The following is a 17109-nucleotide window of genomic DNA, read 5'->3' on the forward strand; positions in this document are numbered from 1 at the left end:
TTTTGGAGGAGTTTATATGAGAAATTTTGAACCTTTCTTAGAAAATACTATGAAAAACTCTTTAATAAAAAGATTGGAAGGTACACTTTACCATCCGTTCATATACAGCGGCTATCAAAGAGATATTGATTTAAGTAATTACTCTGTTCTAGTAATAAATTTTGCCAATTTAGATGAATGCAGTGACCAACTAGAACTCAATAAGGTAATTTCTATGGCATTAGCTCTTAAAAAGCCATTAGTTTTATTAAATGTTGAGGATGGAAGAGTATTATCGAAAATACTAGGAATTGGATTTATGGGTAAATGCATTATCGTAAGACCTTATAGCACTTACAATGTATTTAATGTATTAGGTTTAGGTGGAGACGTTATGCAAGAATGTGGTCAAGCTGATGTTACCCAAGACGACACTGGTAACAGATGTTTTAGTGTGGAAGACACTAATATGTGCGAATGCGAATGTCAACCTACCCAATGTCAGAGCTTTTTTGAAAACCTATGTGTTGCAGACCAAGTAAGAATGATAGAGGCAATATTAGAATCAGATTTCAAGGTACCTCAAGGATTATGCCCACCTGCACCTGGTAGTACACCAGCTGATTTACCAGAAAGTCAATTTAGACTAAATTATCTGGCTATTGAGGGAATGTGGAATTTATCAGATCAACAGGTAACAAATAATTCAGTAATTATGGAAATATCACTTATTGCTTCTTTTAATCCAAAATATAAATATTTAAGAATAAGAAGTGTTGGTGCTGGGTTTAACCCTGCAAATGGTGCTCCAATGGAAAATGATAGCACCTATGATAGAGGATATTTCCAATCACATGTACAAATTCACATGCAGCCAAATACCACTTTACTAAAAACTTTATCTACAGAGCCTAAGAATGTTAATAAGCAGGCACAATATACTACAAGTAGTGAATTTAACGTTGGAGTAGATATAGGAAAAAATCCAACTTTTAGCTCATCATATACAATTTCAGAATCAATGACTACAGTAGTATCAGATTTCAATATCTATAACAATGGTGCTGGAATTACAGCTGATTGGGACTTTGATCTTTCTTTGACAGAGAATAGTATCTGGGATATATTTGATGAGGAGTTTTTGAAGAAAGCAAAGGTAAAACCACTTCCTGCATTAGCAACTAAGAATTTGCAAACAATAACTGAAGCTGTATGGTATTCAGATAATACCGTTAATGATGTAATAGGAGTTCAGCTTTACTGGAAAGTTGACCACTTCCATTGCTATGTTACAGGGGATTGGGCTTCATATACTGAGCATTATACTCACAAATGGAGAACAGTAGGATTCCAAGGCACACCAGTAAATATTAATTTTGGTTCTGTTAATGCTTAAATATAAATTTTATCTATATAAACACATTTTTTTAGAAAACTTATAGGTGAAGTGATTTCAATACCTCTAAGTGAAAACTGTACCGGACTTTTATATGAAAATTTATGAAAGTTCGGTATTTTTTATTTGCTCTTAAAGCCTGCCTAATTTTTTAGTAGAAAAGTTTGATAATTAAGTTCAGAACAATATAAAGCTGCATATTCTTAAGTATATATGGTGAATTTATGGAGGAAATCATATGGTACATAATAGGTTATTAACGGAAAATACTTCTTTAGGACCTCTAGTGGATGAGTTGAAGAATATACTTCATCGTTTGTTTATATATACTGGCAGTGAAAATAATATTGATCTAAGTTATTATTCTACCATATTGGTAGACTTCAAGGATGTAGTGGAAAACAGTAATGAATTCGCACTTAATAAACTAATTAATGATGCACTAGTTTTGGGTAAGTCTTTGATTTTATTAAATGTCCATAATGGAAAATGCTTATCGAAAATGATTAAAGTAGGATTTGAAAGTAAATGCATGATCATAAGGTCTTATGATAAATACAATGTTTTTAATGTATTAGATTTATATGAAAGCGATATATATGACTATGGTGAGAGTCATGTCACCCAAAGTATCGATGGCAGCAAAAATTTTAATGTTCAAAAAGTAAACGATAATGAGTATTCAAATAGTGAGATTAAAGACTCTTTTGGAGAGTTAAATGTAGCAAAGCAAGCTAGAGTCATAGAGAGTATACTATATTCAGACTTTGATATACCTCCGGAGTTTAGAAACCAATCAATGAACAATACACTAGCAGTTTTACCCGAAAATCAGTTTAAACTTAATTATTTAATTATTGAGAATAAGTGGAACCTATCAGAACAACAGGTGGCAAATAACTCTATAGTTATGGAGATTGCCCTTATTGCTTCTTCCAATCCAAACTATAAATATTTAAGAATAAGAAGTGCTGGTTCAGGTTTTAATCCTTCTAATGGCGGTGAAATAGAAAATGACAGTACCTATGACAAGGGTTACTTCCAAGCAAATATAAAAATACACATGCAGCCCAATACTGATAAACTGAAGACCTTATCTACAGAACCAAAAAATGTTCAAAGACAAGTACAATATACTATAAGCAACGAATTTAATGTAGGTGTTGATTTATCCCAAAATCCAACTTTTAGCAAATCATACACTATTTCAGAACCAATAACTGCTGCAGTTTCAGATTTCAATGTATATAACAAAGGTACTGGTATTATAGCTGATTGGGATTTTAATTTGCAAATCACAGAAAATAGTATTTGGGATATTTTTGATCAGGAGTTTTTAAATAAATCAAAGGTAAAACCACTGCCAACGTCAGCAACTAGGAAACTAAAGGCTATAACAGAAGCTATATGGTGTGCAGAAAATATGCTCAATGAAACAATTGGAGTTCAGCTTTACTGGAAAGTAGATCATTATCATTGCTATGTTACAGGTAATTGGGAAGACTATACACAGCACTATGGACATAGATGTAGAACCGTAGGGTATAAAGATGTACCAGTATATATAGATTTTTCATCTGTTTATGCTTAGAGATATATTAAATGTAAATTTACTTATATAATAATATATTCGTCTCGATTTACTTTACCAATGTTGATAAGCTAATTATAAATTGCTATCATGAATTAAAAGATTAAGCCATCAACATATAAATGAGTTAATTTTATGTAGAGAAAAGAGCTAACTATATATTATTTGATATCTTTATTTAAAGGAGTCATATCAATGAATGAATTAGAAAATCTAAAGCAGCTGGAAAATGAATTTAAAGAATGCAGGCCTGTGTTAACAGCAGTTGGGGATGAGACAAGACAACTAATTATTTTAAGTTTGTCTAAAGGAAGTTATCCGGGAATGAGAGTTGGAGAAATAAGTAGAAGAACAAATCTATCACGGCCGGCAGTTTCGCATCATTTGAAGATATTAAAAGAAGCAAAAATTGTGAATGTGGTAAAACAAGGTACGATGAATTTTTATCATATAAACAATCCAAAGAAAAGCGGATTGGTTTTGATGAAAGTATTATTTTCTCATCTTGAAGAATTTATGTCTGAGTGCTGGAAAGAGAGTTTGGATGAAACAGAAATATAGATAATAGCTTTTAATAGGCATTGAAATATTATATCTATAATTTATTTTGAAAGGAGTAAATAAATGAATTTAGCTAATAAGGAAATTGAAGCAGTTAATGGTGTGAAGATTCCTCAAGTAGGCTTTGGGGTATATAAAATAACTAAGATAGAAGATTTTGAAACTGCAGTTGGGGAAGCCATTAGAATTGGTTATCGTCATTTTGATACAGCTAAAATTTATGGAAATGAAAAAGATTTAGGGATAGAAATTCAAAAAAGTAATATACCTAGAGAGGAGTTTTTTATTACTTCTAAAGTCTGGAATACGGAGCTTGGTTATGAAGCTACTAAGAAGGCATTTGAAAAAACTTGTAAAAATTTAAACATAGAATACATTGATATGTATTTAATTCATTTTGCAGCACCTGGTTATATTGAAGCATGGAGGGCTATGGAGGAGTTGTACCTTGAGGGAAAAATCAAAGTCATTGGAGTTGCGAATTTTGAAATCCAGCACCTTGAGAGATTAATGAAACATTCGAAGATTACACCCATGATTAATCAAATTGAAACCCATCCGGAGTTTCCACAAGATGAATTACATAATTATTTAGTTAAACATAAAATCCTACATGAAGCCTGGGCTCCATTAGGACAAGGGAATAAAGATTTATTTAAAAATACAGTATTAAAAGAAATTGCAAGTAATCATGAGAAGACAGTGGCTCAAGTCATTCTGCGCTGGCATATACAAAGGGGAATTATCATTATTCCAAAATCATCAAACCCAAAAAGAATTAAAGAAAATATCCAGTTGTTTGATTTTGAACTATCCAGTGAAGAAATGAAAAAGATAAGTAAGCTTAATACAGGGAAAAGGTATTCCCATAGCCCTACAGGTTATATGGTTAATCCTCTTTATAATAAACTTATGAAAATGTTTATTAAGTAAATTACAAATACACCTTTTCGTGTTTATAAAGAGTTTGATATAATATATAAAATGCTTAGTGCTGGTAACACTAAGCATACTTAAAACATATATTATGTTTTGGGGTTGTTGTATAAATTAATTTAGTATTAATTTATCGGAAAAGTGCTTATCTTTCCAGGATGGGGCACTTTTTTTCATTTTTGTATTAAACATTTTATTAACCCCTTATTAGTCTTTTTAACTAAATAATTATTAATTCTTCAACTTTTTATATTATTTTTTGCATGAACGATTATGAAGATTGTTAAGCAAGTTTACGCTTGATTCCAAAAACTTGCAAGGCGTTCTGCATCCTTGCGGCCTTGTTCTCGAGCACAAGCAGCAATTACAGGACGTATTTTAGGATCAACTGGGTTTCCACCAAGCTTCTGCAAAGCTGAATAAGTATTCTTGTCAGGTTTGATTAATTCTACTTCGGAACCAGATTCCTGCAAGTTTCGAATTTGGCCTTCAAGCGTATAAGGAGTTTTTACAGGAAGTCCCACAGATAAAATCAGAACCTTGTTTGCTCCTTCAGCAACATCAGCATTTTCCATGGAATGAGCTCCGCCATCGAAATATTTACGAGAACCGATGGTAGTTGGTGGCCATACACCTGGGAGAGAAGAACTTGCAGCTACAGCACGAAGTAATTCTACACCAGAGTTAGGACCCCAAACGACTCTTTCTGAGGTAGCAAGGTCTATTGCAGCAATGCGCAAACTCTCAGCCCAATGAAGGCCAGTTATTTTGTTTTCTATTCTTGATAGCTGGTTACTTTCAGGTATAATCTTTGTCTCAATAGCTAACTCTCCAATCCTCTCAATCCATTCATGAGGTGTCTTAGAAGAAGCAGCAATTTCATCATATCTTTCGAAAACTGGACCAAGGTTTGATGACGGACTTTCTTCAATCTGTTGATGCTTCGGATCAATCAGTCTTTCCCAAATATCATTCCAAGATAGGTTTGAGGCTACCAAAGTCCCAACTTGGGAACCAGCTGATGTTCCTACAATTAAATCGGCAATACGAGTGTCAACACCACCATCAGCAAGACCTTCTAAGTAGCCGGTTTCCCAACCAATTCCCATGCTTCCTCCTCCACCAAGCACAAGAGCCCTTGTGAGCATATTACTTTTCATTAATTCACTCATTGTTATTCTCCTTTGAACATATTATTTCTTTCATCCTATTTTCACACTTGCTTAGTAAATAAAATAGTTGGTCACTCTCCTCAGAGGTTAGCACATCAAATGGGCTTATTGTAAGCTGTGGAACTGAGGAATTAACTTTTTGCAAAACCTCTTTGCCAGTATCTGTGATTAGGATCTTATGATATTTTGCATTCTTTTCATCCTTTTTTCGATAAATCCAATCTTTCTTTTCAAGATTTTTGATAATAACCGAAGCAGTTGGACGGTCGCAATGCAGATAGTCAGCAATTTCATTTGGTGACAGGAATTGATTTTTTTCTAGCTCATTTAATAGTGCCATTTGCTGAATAGTAATATCGTAAGTAACCAGCCTTTTTTGGTTATACCTTCTCCACTCTAGAAAAAGCCAAGCAATTTTTTGAGTTAGAATACCAGAGCTTTTAATTTTACTCACCTTCTTTTTAATAGTTAGAACTCTAATTATAGACTAATATTTGTGTAGAACTTTGTCAAGATTATTATTTTGGTAAAGAATGGAGCGACAAAATATTATAAGCTAATGTATGTGTTAAGCGGATTTTACAAACATGAGCTTCCATTCTAACCTTAGAAGGGTTATAACAAAGTTTTATTGGGATGACAGTTGGTGGACGGCTGTTTGATAAATATGGAACAAAGTCTGCAGCTGTTCCAGGATTTTTAATGACAGGATTTAGTCTGATTTTATTAGCTCAAATTACAAGCACTACTTCAATAAGTTATTTGCTATGTTGCATTGTTCTTTTAGGATTAGGACAAGGACTAGTAAATATGCAGGTTAACAATCATGCACTGCAAGCAGCACCATTAAATTTGATTACACGAGTTACACCTATGACAAACGAATTACTTCAAGTTATTAATTCGTTTTCCATCGCATTTATCACTGCATTTTTATCAAACCAAATAAGAAATGTTTTAAAGAGTAGTTCTTTGACCATTGCAGGAAATATTGCTTTTCGTAATACTTTTATGCTGCTAACAGTATTTATTTGCATAGGTTTTGTTTTAACCTTTTTCTTAAAAAACAAAAAAACAAACAGTAATTATAGATAAACCAGTTCCAAATAAAATCTATATTTGATACTCCTATTACCATTAATTATTAATACGGGTATCTCTTAGTTTTGTTAAATAGGAGTGGATTATATATCTGTAGCATTGAAAATAAATTTTATATACTTTTAATCCGTTAAACTTTAATATCCATATTTGTATACTAATGTAATATAATTAAAAGTATAAGCTATGAGTGAATCAAGAAAAGATTGGATTGATGGAGAAGAAGTGGATAGAAATGTGAAGGTAGTTCATTTTACTTTTGAAAGAAGAACGTCAATGTTTAATTACAAATCAGGTTAAGGAAAAAGGTTTATAAGGGGCTGATATTATGAAAAGGTTATTTCTTATAGTGGGGGTTGTTTTGATATTACTTGTTGGATGCAATAACACCAGTGACAAAGTTACGATAACTACTGATCCAAATTCATATACTCCATCAATGTCATCAGTACAAGGAATTAAAATGACACCTAATTTTGAAACAAAAAAGAGTTACGAAAATTTAAATTATCACTGGGAAACTACCGAAGGTGAATTTATTGACAAAGGAAAAGAAGTGGAAAATCAAGGTGAATCTGTAGTATGGAGTGCTGTGGAGAATGATAAAGTTATAGATATAAAGAACTCCTTTGATATAAAATTAGAAGTTATAGGTAGTGAAAGTAAGAAGGTATTAGCAACTACAAAAGTAACAATAAAATCTAACAATGGTTTGTATGAAGTAATCAAGTGATGATCTAATTGTTAAAATCAATCAATGAAGGAAGTCTGTCAGACTTCCTTTAATAATAAGCGAAAATCATGAGTAAGGCTCAAATTACTTTTGTCATATAAGTTTCCTCATATTCATTTGGATAGGTAGATGTTCAAGAAAGGTTACCGAATAAGGTAGAGTCAGTATTTTTCTACAAGGAAGTTAACCAATAGTTAAGTTTTATGAATGAAAGATGAAAATGCTTCAATTGTTTAAAATGGTTAGCTTTGATATGATTTAAGAAACAGAAGCTTAAGATATTAATTGCACAAATAAATGGGGGAATTTAATTTATGAGAATAGGTGAGGTTATTAGGATTCATAGAAAAAAAGAAAATCTTACGCAAGAACAAATTGCTAATTATTTAAATATAAGCGCACCGGCGGTGAATAAGTGGGAAAATGGGATATCTTATCCAGATATAACACTGCTGCCACCTCTTGCACGAATTTTAAAAATTGACGTTAATACTTTATTAGCATTTAATGAGGAATTAACAGTTGCAGAAGTAAATAAATTCGGAAGAGAAGTTGGTGATATGGTATCAAAAGAAGGATACCAAAAGGCCTTTGAAAAGGGCAATGATTTAATTAAGCAATATCCAAGTTGTGACGATTTGATATTGAGAATAGCATCAATACTAAGATTATTTCTAGTTTCACGGCAAATTGATGATAAAGATAAGTATGAAGAAAAAATTATTGCTTGGATTGAACTGATAGTATCAAGCAGTAATGAAAAGATAGCAGCTATGGCGAAAATATCCCTATCCGCAATATACAGGGAAAAGAAACAGTTTGAAAAAGCTCAAGAAATGTTAGATAAGATTCCAGAGTTAGAGATAGATACTGATAAAAAAATTCAGCAGATACTACTACTTGAAAGCAGCGGGAAATTTGAAGATGCTTACGATGGTTGTGAACGCATATTGTTTAGCAATGCTCATGAAGCCATGGCGGCGCTATCTTTAATGATAAAGATGTCATTAAAAGAAAATAAATTCATTGAAGCAGAAGAATATGCAGAACGTGCTAAAAAGTTGATTGAAGCTTTTGATTTAGGTGCATATCGTAAATATGAATTAGATTTATATCTAGCAAAGGAAAAACAGGATAAAGAAAAAGCTGTAGAGATGATTATAAATATGGTAAATGAAGCAGAAAGTATGAGTGTTATGGACTCACAGCTTTATAAACATAGAAAATGGAAGGGTAACAATAGCTGGAATAAAGATAAATATGTAAGCTTGGTAAAAAGCTCAATTAGAAAAGACAAGACTCTTGATTTTGTAAAAGATGATCCTAGGATAAAGTGTTTGATAGAATAACACTAATGTTTATGAAAAGACATCGCTCTATATTTTTTGAAAGAAAATAAATTAATCTATATATAAAAGTAGCTTGGATAAAAAAGTCCAAGCTATTTTTGCTAATTAAATAGTAATTTAAACTGTTGAAGTTAAAATTTAGTACTTGGTCCTTCAGTTACATAAACTTTTATAATTGAAAAGTTTTTCTTATCATAGATAATTTTACCGTGTTTGGTAGTATATCTTTAAATAGTTAACTTAGATAGATGTTTTATAATATCAAAATCCCTTGAAATCCTGATTATATGCATAAATTTTTAAAAAGTTATAATTTTATAATTATAAAAAGTTATAATTTTTTATTTTTAACATTTTTTAAGTTTTTCTAATGAGAAAGGAGATAATGTTGATCTATCTCTAAAAGGAATAAAGGAAATCTTAACTTCAGCAGAAATATCAAAGTCAAAGGACACCATAGTTTCTAAAAACACATTCTTTAGTTCTGGTGGAAACCTTGTGCAGAAGGTTGGAGCGCAGATTGCAACAAAGAATATTGATGAATATAAGGTAGGATAGAAGTAAAAGGTAAACCCCTTGAATGTTAAGTACATATAACATTCAAGGGGTTTTTTAATTAAAACATTGATCCTGTAACTGTAACATTACAAGCACAACAAAATAATTGGATTTCATTTATTTAGATTATTTAAAAAAATCTTATAAGTAATTTTTTAACAAGATGGTAAATGCATTCCATACCTCATTTAGGCATCTGGTACCATATGCCTAGTAGCATGATAGTGCATGTGATAGATTTAATACATAAAGAAAAAATGAAAATATTACCAGGTGACAATCTATATGTAGACGTTTCCGAGGTGAGATGGATAGAATTATTGAAAACTGTAACTAAGATAATCTGATAACCTGAAATTAAAGAGGGATAGAGTTCTTTCACTAAAAAACTCTATAACCTTTAATTTATATAAAAGTTGAAAGAGTAGTGTAAAGAAATTTACACGAACAAAAAAGAAAGGGGGGGACTATTAATGGAATTACAAACAAACTCAAAAACAACTTTAACAAAAATCAGGGGGACACGAGTTGCTTTAATATCGATGGGTATAGCTTTAATTGAAGTAATTATGCTTGCTTTTATGCCTATTATCGCTGTTGATGGAACTAAATATTGTGGTTGGAAGATAGCATTCTACTATTGGGGAAAGCAATACATCTATAATTATCATGAATTTGGGTTCAATCTTATTCTCTCATCTAGTATTTTACTTCCAATCATTGCTGTTATTGCAACAGGAATCATCTGGAGGAAGTCAACAGGATTAAAACGTTCTGTTTTTCAATTTGTGGTTGCTGTACTTCTCATTTACTGCGGTATTGCATATTTAAATGCATTGCCTCTTGCAGAAAAAACAGCATCTGAAACCATGTTCAAAACCATATATTATGCAAAGAATTCTAACTCATATATTTTGACTTCATATCCGTTATTTAACTTTGCAGTTTGCACTTTTGCTGCTGTAGTTCAGATTGTAACTGGGATATTAAATATCAAGGCTAAAAAGGACAACTAAGTCTATAGCAGATTTGTAAGTTAAATCTTAAACCTATGGGGATTTTTAGGGAGGAATTATTATGACAAAAAAAAGGACAAAAAAAAGTATCAGTACTAAGAAGTTTATGGCAATTTGTATTCCGTCCATGGCTTCTTTAACTGCACTTGTTTTAGTCGCTACAATAGTAATGAATAATTATTCAACTGTAATGGGATCAATTTTTGGCTTTGGTCAAATGGTACAGACTAAAGTAAAAGGTTCGGAGGGACTAGATGCTAATTATATTAAATTAAATACCTCTAATTATAAGGATTCTACTGCGAATGCTAAAGAGGTCACTGAAACCATTGAAGGTGAAGGTGCTACTCTTTTAAAGAATGAAAACAATGCTTTGCCTTTATCAAAGGGAGCAGCTGTAACTTTGTTTGGTATTAAAACCATATCTATGAACATGAGTGGTGGTGAAAATATCAAGACTGCAGGAGGTTATTCAATTGACGATGCTTTGACAAAAAAAGGCTTTAAAATAAATCCTGCAACTGTAGATTATTATACAAGCCTAAGTAAAACAAAGCAATCAGATATAGAGCCAGAAGTAAGTGCTTATGCATCAATGGAAAGCACATATGCAAATTATAGTGATGCAGCAATTGTAACATTTGAGCGTAACTCAGGGGAAGGTAATGACCAGACCAAAAGTATTACAGGTGATAACGGTAGAACAGGACTTTCTCTTTCTAGTGCTGAATTAAACATGCTGCAATATGCGTGTAGTAAATTCAACAAGGTTATAGTTCTTGTTAACGCTTCAAATACTATGGAGCTTGGATTTATTAAAGATGGTTCAAAATATCATGACAAATATACCGGTAAGGATTATGATTTTAGCAATATTAAGGCAGCCCTATGGGTTGGTGGTGTAGGCAGTACCGGTTGTCTTGCTATAGCAGATATTCTTCAGGGCGTTATTAACCCTTCTGGACATTTGGTAGATACTTATGTTCGTGATTTGACACAAGATCCTTCATTTAAAAACGTTGGCGACTATCAATGGACAAACATTAATTATTCATCAGGCAATTACTATGCAAAGGACAATACTAATGCTTTTGTAGAATACGAAGAAGGTATTTATGTAGGATACCGTTACTATGAAACAGCCGCAAAAGAAGCTAAGGATGGTAACTATTCTGGATTCAATTATGATAATGCAGTAATTTATCCTTTCGGTTACGGCTTATCATATACCACTTTTAGCACGGCTTATGAAGGAACACCAACATATGATAGCAGTACTAATAAGTTTACATTTAAAGTTAAAGTTACAAACACTGGAAACGTTGCAGGTAAAAAGGTTGTTGAAATTTATTGCAATGAGCCTTATACAAAGGGTGGAGTTGAAAAAGCTCAAGTAATTTTAGCAGGTTATGCTAAAACCAGCAACTTGAAACCTGGAGCAAGTGAAGTGGTTAATGTAACTGTTGACAGAGATTATATTACTTCATATGACTACAAGAGTGATAAGTCCTACATTTTAGATGCTGGCAATTACAATTTCTATTTGTCCGATGATTCTCATAGCTGGGCAAGCATTGAAACTTCAGATACATCAAAATACTATACTTATACGTTAAATAGCAAAATTGTATTTAACAAGGATAATAAGCGTCCTTCAGATGGTATTGCTGCTGTTAACCAATTCGATGATATATCAAATTACTTGTTCAAAGATAAACAAGCAGCAGGCTATGCAACTAACTTCTCTAGAGCAGATTTTAAGGGAACTTTCCCAACATCTCCAACCACACAAGACAGCGTTGCAAACGAAAAAACTTTAGAACAGCTTAAGAAATATGATGTTACCAAAGCAAAAGAAACAGTCAAAGATACGCCGACTACAGACTATCTTGGAACAAAGATACAATTGATTGATTTACGTGGTAAAGACATTAACGATACACTTTGGAATTCTTATATTCAGCAGTTCTCAGTGCAATCATTGTACAATATGTACAGAGACGGCGCATGGGTTGAGCATGCAGACAGTGATCAGGGTGTACCTGAAAGTATAGATATGGATGGACCTTATGGTTTCTTTGGCCATACATTTACACTATACGTAAATAAGTGGTATCAATCAGAAACTATTACAGCTGCAACTTGGAATGTGGAAATGGCTAAACTTATGGGCGAATCCATCGGAGAAGAAGCTAATAACCAAACAACCAAATTAACAGGTTGGTATGGTCCTGGCGTAAATATTCACCGTTCTGCTTTCGGTGGAAGAAATTACGAGTATTTCAGCGAAGATCCACTTCTTTCTGGGTACAGTTGTGCTGCTGAAACTGGTGCTGCATCAAGTAAAGGCTTAATTACATTTACTAAACATTTTGCATTAAATGATCAGGAAACAAATCGTACAGGTGTTAGTACATTTGCCAATGAACAGGCAATGCGTGAAATCTATTTAAAGGCCTTTGAGATTTATGTAAAAAATTCATCAAAACAAGTAAACTATTATGAAAATGAAAATGGAAAATTAGTTATGAAAACAAAGACAATGTCTGGAGCTACTGGTGTTATGAGCAGTTACAACAGAGTTGGAGCAACTTGGTCTGGTGCCTGCGAACCATTGATGGTAAGTGTTCTCCGTAATGAATGGAAATTTACAGGTACTTCTTTGACTGATGCAGGTGGTGGATCTGATAATTATATGAATACTGACTATGCTCTGAGATCAGGGGGGACTGACTTGTTCCTTGGTACACATACTGTCAAAGACTACCAGAGTGCATCTGCTATTGCTTCTTTACAACAGGCTGTAAAACACATACTCTACAACAAGGCTAACAGCAATATAATGAATGGCTTGGTGCCTGGTTCTACAATCAGCTATTCATTGGCTCCTTGGCAGATTGGCTTGATTGTTGCTGGAGTAGTAGTAGGTATTATAGATGCGCTTGGAATAGTATTAATAGTCCGCAAAGTTCGTCAAGGTAAAAAGCAACAGGACAAAGTGGTTTAATATTATATTACCCCAAATACATGGATTACTCAAAGTTTTAGGTTAATTAGTTTGTTGGATACCATAAGTCATATATATAATGATTCATATATTATGGTATCCAACACAATTATATTTATAAAGGAGAATTAAAAATGAAAAAGAAAAGCTTTTCATGGTATTTGCTTATATTAGCTTTATGCATTGGTGTACTCACAACTTTTTCTGGTTGTGGTAGCGGTCCTCTGAATGCCCCAAAAGACTTCACCATTGATTCCAATGGCGCATTTTCCTTTAAAGGTGTTTCTGGTGCTAATATGTATCGTATAGACGTTTATCTTACTAAATATATATCCAATGGAACAATTTCTAAAGATGCACAAATTGCTTGTACAGCAAATGTTGCTCAATCTAAAGGGACAGTTAAAGGAACTGCCAGTAGTGTGAAAGCTCTACCTTATGGAAACTATACAGCTGTCATAAGTTCAGTACCAAAATCCGGTTCTAAGCGTACTAAATCAGAAGCCGTATTTTCAAGTGCATTTACACGTAGCGGGTCACTTTCTGTTCCAGCAATCTCAGTTACAAAAAATAATTGGGGTGCTACAATAAAGCTTACGGACGATGCTTGTAAAAATTACTTAGAAAAAGAAGGAGCATATTCTTTTAAATACCAAGTGTTCTCAGATGAAGCATGTACAAAAATGGTTACAGAAGGAACATTCGGAAAGGATATAACTCATAACCCTAATGCTGTTGCTGGTCCTAATGCAATCAATTATAATAATGCTTCAGTGGATTTCGCAGTTGCTGAAGGTCAAGCTGCCAGCTATTGGGTGAAATGCATGGCAGTGGGAAACACTGAATTAAAGGTTACTGATTCTGAATGGTCAAAGGCTGTGAAAGTTGATATCGACGGTAAAAAACCTGAAAACAATTCTCCATTTGGTCCTCCTGCAGGACAATAATAAATTTATTAAGATTAAAATTATATATTAACTTACATGCATTAATAATTATAGTTCTTTTACAGATGAAGCAAATACAATAAGAAACCAGAATATATATTAAAATGTCTTCTTGATGTTGAAGTGGAACTAGATTTCTTGATAATTAATGCATATCTGCGGTCAATTGGATTCCTCCTAGTTCAATTATAGGTGACTGTATTAATAAGATTCAAGGAAAAAGGTTCCACAAAATATCTATTAAAAAGCTATGGGACTCGTTATTGAAAATATAAAATTTAAAAAGGAATTACAGATATGAAATATAGAAGATTAATTGAAAAGATGACTTTAGAAGAGAAAGCATCTCTTATGTCTGGAAAGGATTTCTGGCAGTCAATGGATATTCAGCGTTTGGGCATAAATAGCATGTTTTTGTCTGATGGACCTCATGGTATAAGAAAACAGGCAGCTGCAGCAGACCACCTCGGATTAAATCCTAGTGTTCCTTCTACTTGTTTTCCTACAGCTGCAACTATTGCGAACAGCTGGAACGAGGAATTAGGAGAAAAGATAGGTGGATTTCTTGGAGAAGAGGCAGTATCTCTGAAGGTCAATGTGCTTCTTGGACCAGGCATAAATATGAAAAGAAATCCATTGTGCGGAAGAAATTTTGAATACTTTAGTGAGGATCCCTACCTGGCTGGAAAAATGGCAGTTAATTATATCAAAGGTATACAATCCAAGGGAATATCGGCATGCGTAAAACACTTTGCTGTGAATAACCAAGAAGAGAGAAGAATGGCTATTGATACTATTGTAGATGAAAGAACCTTGAGAGAAATTTACCTTACTGCCTTCGAGATGGCAGTAAAAGAAGGTGGTACAAAAACCATCATGTCTTCCTACAATATGTTGAATGGTATTTATACAAATGAAAACTTACACCTTATGCGTGAAATTCTCCGTGATGAATGGTGCTATCAAGGCGTTGTAGTGACCGATTGGGGCGGTAGCAATGATCGTGTAGCGGGACTGATTGCAGGAAATGAACTTGAGATGCCTACTACTGGTGAAGAGACAAATATAGATATTATAAACTCTATTAAAAACGGAAAAATAAAAGAAGAGTTACTAGATGAATCTGTAGACAGAATACTGGATTTAATTTTTACTACAGAAGAGGTATTCAAGCAATCATATCATGACTTTGATATAGATAAACATCACAGAATGGCCCAGTTTGCTTCTGAAGAATCTATTGTGTTGCTTAAGAATGAGAGCAATATACTGCCTCTAAAGACTGGAACAAAGGTGGCGATTATTGGCGATTTTGCAAAGAATCCAAGATATCAAGGAGCAGGTTCTTCAGTTGTTAATCCAACAAAATTGGATAATACTTTGGAATGTTTAGATGAATCAGGTATTGTAAGCTTGGGATATGCAGCTGGTTTTAAGAGATATGGAAAGAAAAGTTCTAAACTGATTAGGGAGGCCTGCGAACTTGCAAAAGGAGCAGATGTAGTACTTTTATATCTAGGGTTAGATGAAGCTACTGAGGCAGAAGGTTTAGAAAGACAAGACATGAAGTTGCCACAAAATCAAATCGACCTGATAGAAGAGATAAGTAAAGTGAATTCTAATATTGTTGCAATTCTTTCCTGTGGTTCAGTAGTTGAGATGCCGTGGATTTATAAGGTAAAAGGATTATTACATGGATATCTAGGTGGACAGGCTGGAGCAAGAGCTATGCTTAGGATTATATCAGGTGATGTGAACCCATCAGGGAAATTAGCTGAAACATATCCAATTTCTTATGAAGATACACCATCCTTTAACAACTTTCCAGGAAAGGAAGTTACTGTAGAATATAGAGAAGGCATTTATATTGGCTATCGTTATTATGATACCGCTGATATAGAAGTTCTTTTTCCTTTTGGATATGGATTAAGTTATACAAAATTTGAATACTCAGATATGAAGGTTAATCAATATGGAGTAACATTCAAGATAACAAACACTGGAAAAATTTCTGGTAAAGAGATTGCACAGCTCTATGTAGGATGTAAATCAAAGAATATTTTTAGACCACAAAAGGAATTAAAGGGATTTATTAAGATATTTATTAATGAAGGTGAAACAAAGAAGGTTACTATACCTTTTGACGATAAAACCTTCCGCTATTTTAATGTAAAGACTAATAAATGGGAAGTAGAAGAAGCAGATTATGAAATTATGGTTGGTACATCAAGTAGAGATATAAAACTTAATGATAATATTTTTATAGAGGGTACTGGGGCTCCACTTCCCTATGATAAACATAAAATTCCATCTTATTTTTCAGGAAAAGTAAAAAATGTTAGTACAGATGAGTTTGAAGCTCTTATTATAAGAAGAGTACCTGAAGCTAAATGGGATAGGAGCAAACCTCTTGGCTATAATGATACAGTTGCACAGTGTCAATATGCAAAGGGAGTTGTAGCTCGATTTGCATTCAAGCTGATTTCTTTCGCATATTGGTTCTTAAGAAAAATAGGAAAGAGAAAAACTGCCAATATTATAATGATGTCTATTTATCATATGCCATTCAGGGGGATTTCCAGAATGACAGGTGGGGTTATAAATATGCCTATGGTTGATGGCATTCTCATGATGGTAAATGGACGCTTCTTTAAAGGGTTAAATTACTTTCTTAAGCAAAGAAGCAAGATGCTGAAAGAAATTAAGATAAAGAGTGCTAGAACAGTAGAAAAAATATCAACAGAGGCGGCAAAGGAGAGGTAA

General features: G+C 33.2%; 14 protein-coding genes. 11 read left to right on the forward strand and 3 right to left on the reverse strand.

Going from position 1 to position 17109, the window contains the following annotated elements:
* The first annotated feature begins 16 nt into the window (after positions 1–16).
* From OCU55_RS05020 to OCU55_RS05035, 4 genes are all read left to right on the forward strand, one after another.
* Positions 17–1375: a hypothetical protein gene (locus OCU55_RS05020; RefSeq protein ID WP_261851209.1), complete on the forward strand. Its 1359-nt coding sequence runs from the start codon at positions 17–19 to the stop codon at positions 1373–1375.
* 238 nt (positions 1376–1613) lie between these two features.
* Positions 1614–2966 carry a hypothetical protein gene (locus tag OCU55_RS05025; RefSeq protein WP_261851210.1) on the forward strand — a complete coding sequence of 451 codons (1353 nt, stop codon included), beginning with the start codon at positions 1614–1616 and terminating at the stop codon, positions 2964–2966.
* 195 nt (positions 2967–3161) lie between these two features.
* Positions 3162–3527, forward strand: coding sequence for an ArsR/SmtB family transcription factor (locus OCU55_RS05030; protein WP_261851211.1), 366 nt, complete (start codon positions 3162–3164; stop codon positions 3525–3527).
* Between the two features lie 63 nt (positions 3528–3590).
* Entirely contained in the window at positions 3591–4460 is an 870-nt protein-coding gene (locus tag OCU55_RS05035; RefSeq protein WP_261851212.1) for an aldo/keto reductase, read from the forward strand.
* Between the two features lie 296 nt (positions 4461–4756).
* Here the strand turns inward: OCU55_RS05035 and OCU55_RS05040 are convergent, their stop codons facing one another.
* Both OCU55_RS05040 and OCU55_RS05045 read right to left on the reverse strand, forming a co-directional pair.
* Positions 4757–5611, reverse strand: coding sequence for a patatin-like phospholipase family protein (locus OCU55_RS05040; RefSeq protein WP_261851213.1), 855 nt, complete (start codon positions 5609–5611; stop codon positions 4757–4759).
* A 16-nt stretch (positions 5612–5627) separates the two neighbouring features.
* Complete coding sequence (locus OCU55_RS05045; RefSeq protein WP_261851214.1) at positions 5628–6089, reverse strand: MarR family winged helix-turn-helix transcriptional regulator; 462 nt, start codon at positions 6087–6089, stop codon at positions 5628–5630.
* A 182-nt stretch (positions 6090–6271) separates the two neighbouring features.
* Here OCU55_RS05045 and OCU55_RS05050 point away from each other — a divergent pair, with 182 nt between their 5' ends.
* The 3 genes from OCU55_RS05050 (at position 6272) to OCU55_RS05060 (ending at position 8818) form a co-directional block, all read left to right on the forward strand.
* A complete protein-coding gene (locus OCU55_RS05050; RefSeq protein ID WP_261851215.1) occupies positions 6272–6730 on the forward strand; it encodes an MFS transporter in 459 nt (152 codons plus the stop codon).
* Positions 6731–7064: 334 nt separating this feature from the next.
* Complete coding sequence (locus OCU55_RS05055; protein WP_261851216.1) at positions 7065–7469, forward strand: hypothetical protein; 405 nt, start codon at positions 7065–7067, stop codon at positions 7467–7469.
* A 314-nt stretch (positions 7470–7783) separates the two neighbouring features.
* Positions 7784–8818, forward strand: a complete 1035-nt coding sequence (locus OCU55_RS05060) for a helix-turn-helix domain-containing protein (protein WP_261851217.1) — start codon at positions 7784–7786, stop codon at positions 8816–8818.
* Between the two features lie 347 nt (positions 8819–9165).
* Here the strand turns inward: OCU55_RS05060 and OCU55_RS05065 are convergent, their stop codons facing one another.
* Positions 9166–9411, reverse strand: a complete 246-nt coding sequence (locus OCU55_RS05065; protein WP_261851218.1) for a hypothetical protein — start codon at positions 9409–9411, stop codon at positions 9166–9168.
* Positions 9412–9849: 438 nt separating this feature from the next.
* Here OCU55_RS05065 and OCU55_RS05070 point away from each other — a divergent pair, with 438 nt between their 5' ends.
* The 4 genes from OCU55_RS05070 (at position 9850) to OCU55_RS05085 (ending at position 17109) form a co-directional block, all read left to right on the forward strand.
* Positions 9850–10392 (forward strand): hypothetical protein, encoded by a 543-nt coding sequence (locus OCU55_RS05070; protein WP_261851219.1) that lies wholly within the window; start codon positions 9850–9852, stop codon positions 10390–10392.
* 61 nt (positions 10393–10453) lie between these two features.
* Positions 10454–13399 (forward strand): beta-glucosidase, encoded by a 2946-nt coding sequence (locus OCU55_RS05075; protein WP_261851220.1) that lies wholly within the window; start codon positions 10454–10456, stop codon positions 13397–13399.
* A 134-nt stretch (positions 13400–13533) separates the two neighbouring features.
* Positions 13534–14346 (forward strand): hypothetical protein, encoded by an 813-nt coding sequence (locus OCU55_RS05080; RefSeq protein ID WP_261851221.1) that lies wholly within the window; start codon positions 13534–13536, stop codon positions 14344–14346.
* A gap of 297 nt (positions 14347–14643) precedes the next feature.
* Complete coding sequence (locus OCU55_RS05085; protein WP_261851222.1) at positions 14644–17109, forward strand: beta-glucosidase; 2466 nt, start codon at positions 14644–14646, stop codon at positions 17107–17109.

Origin of the sequence: Clostridium folliculivorans, from assembly GCF_024341905.1 — a bacterium.
GTDB classification, from domain to species: domain Bacteria; phylum Bacillota; class Clostridia; order Clostridiales; family Clostridiaceae; genus Clostridium_AR; species Clostridium_AR folliculivorans.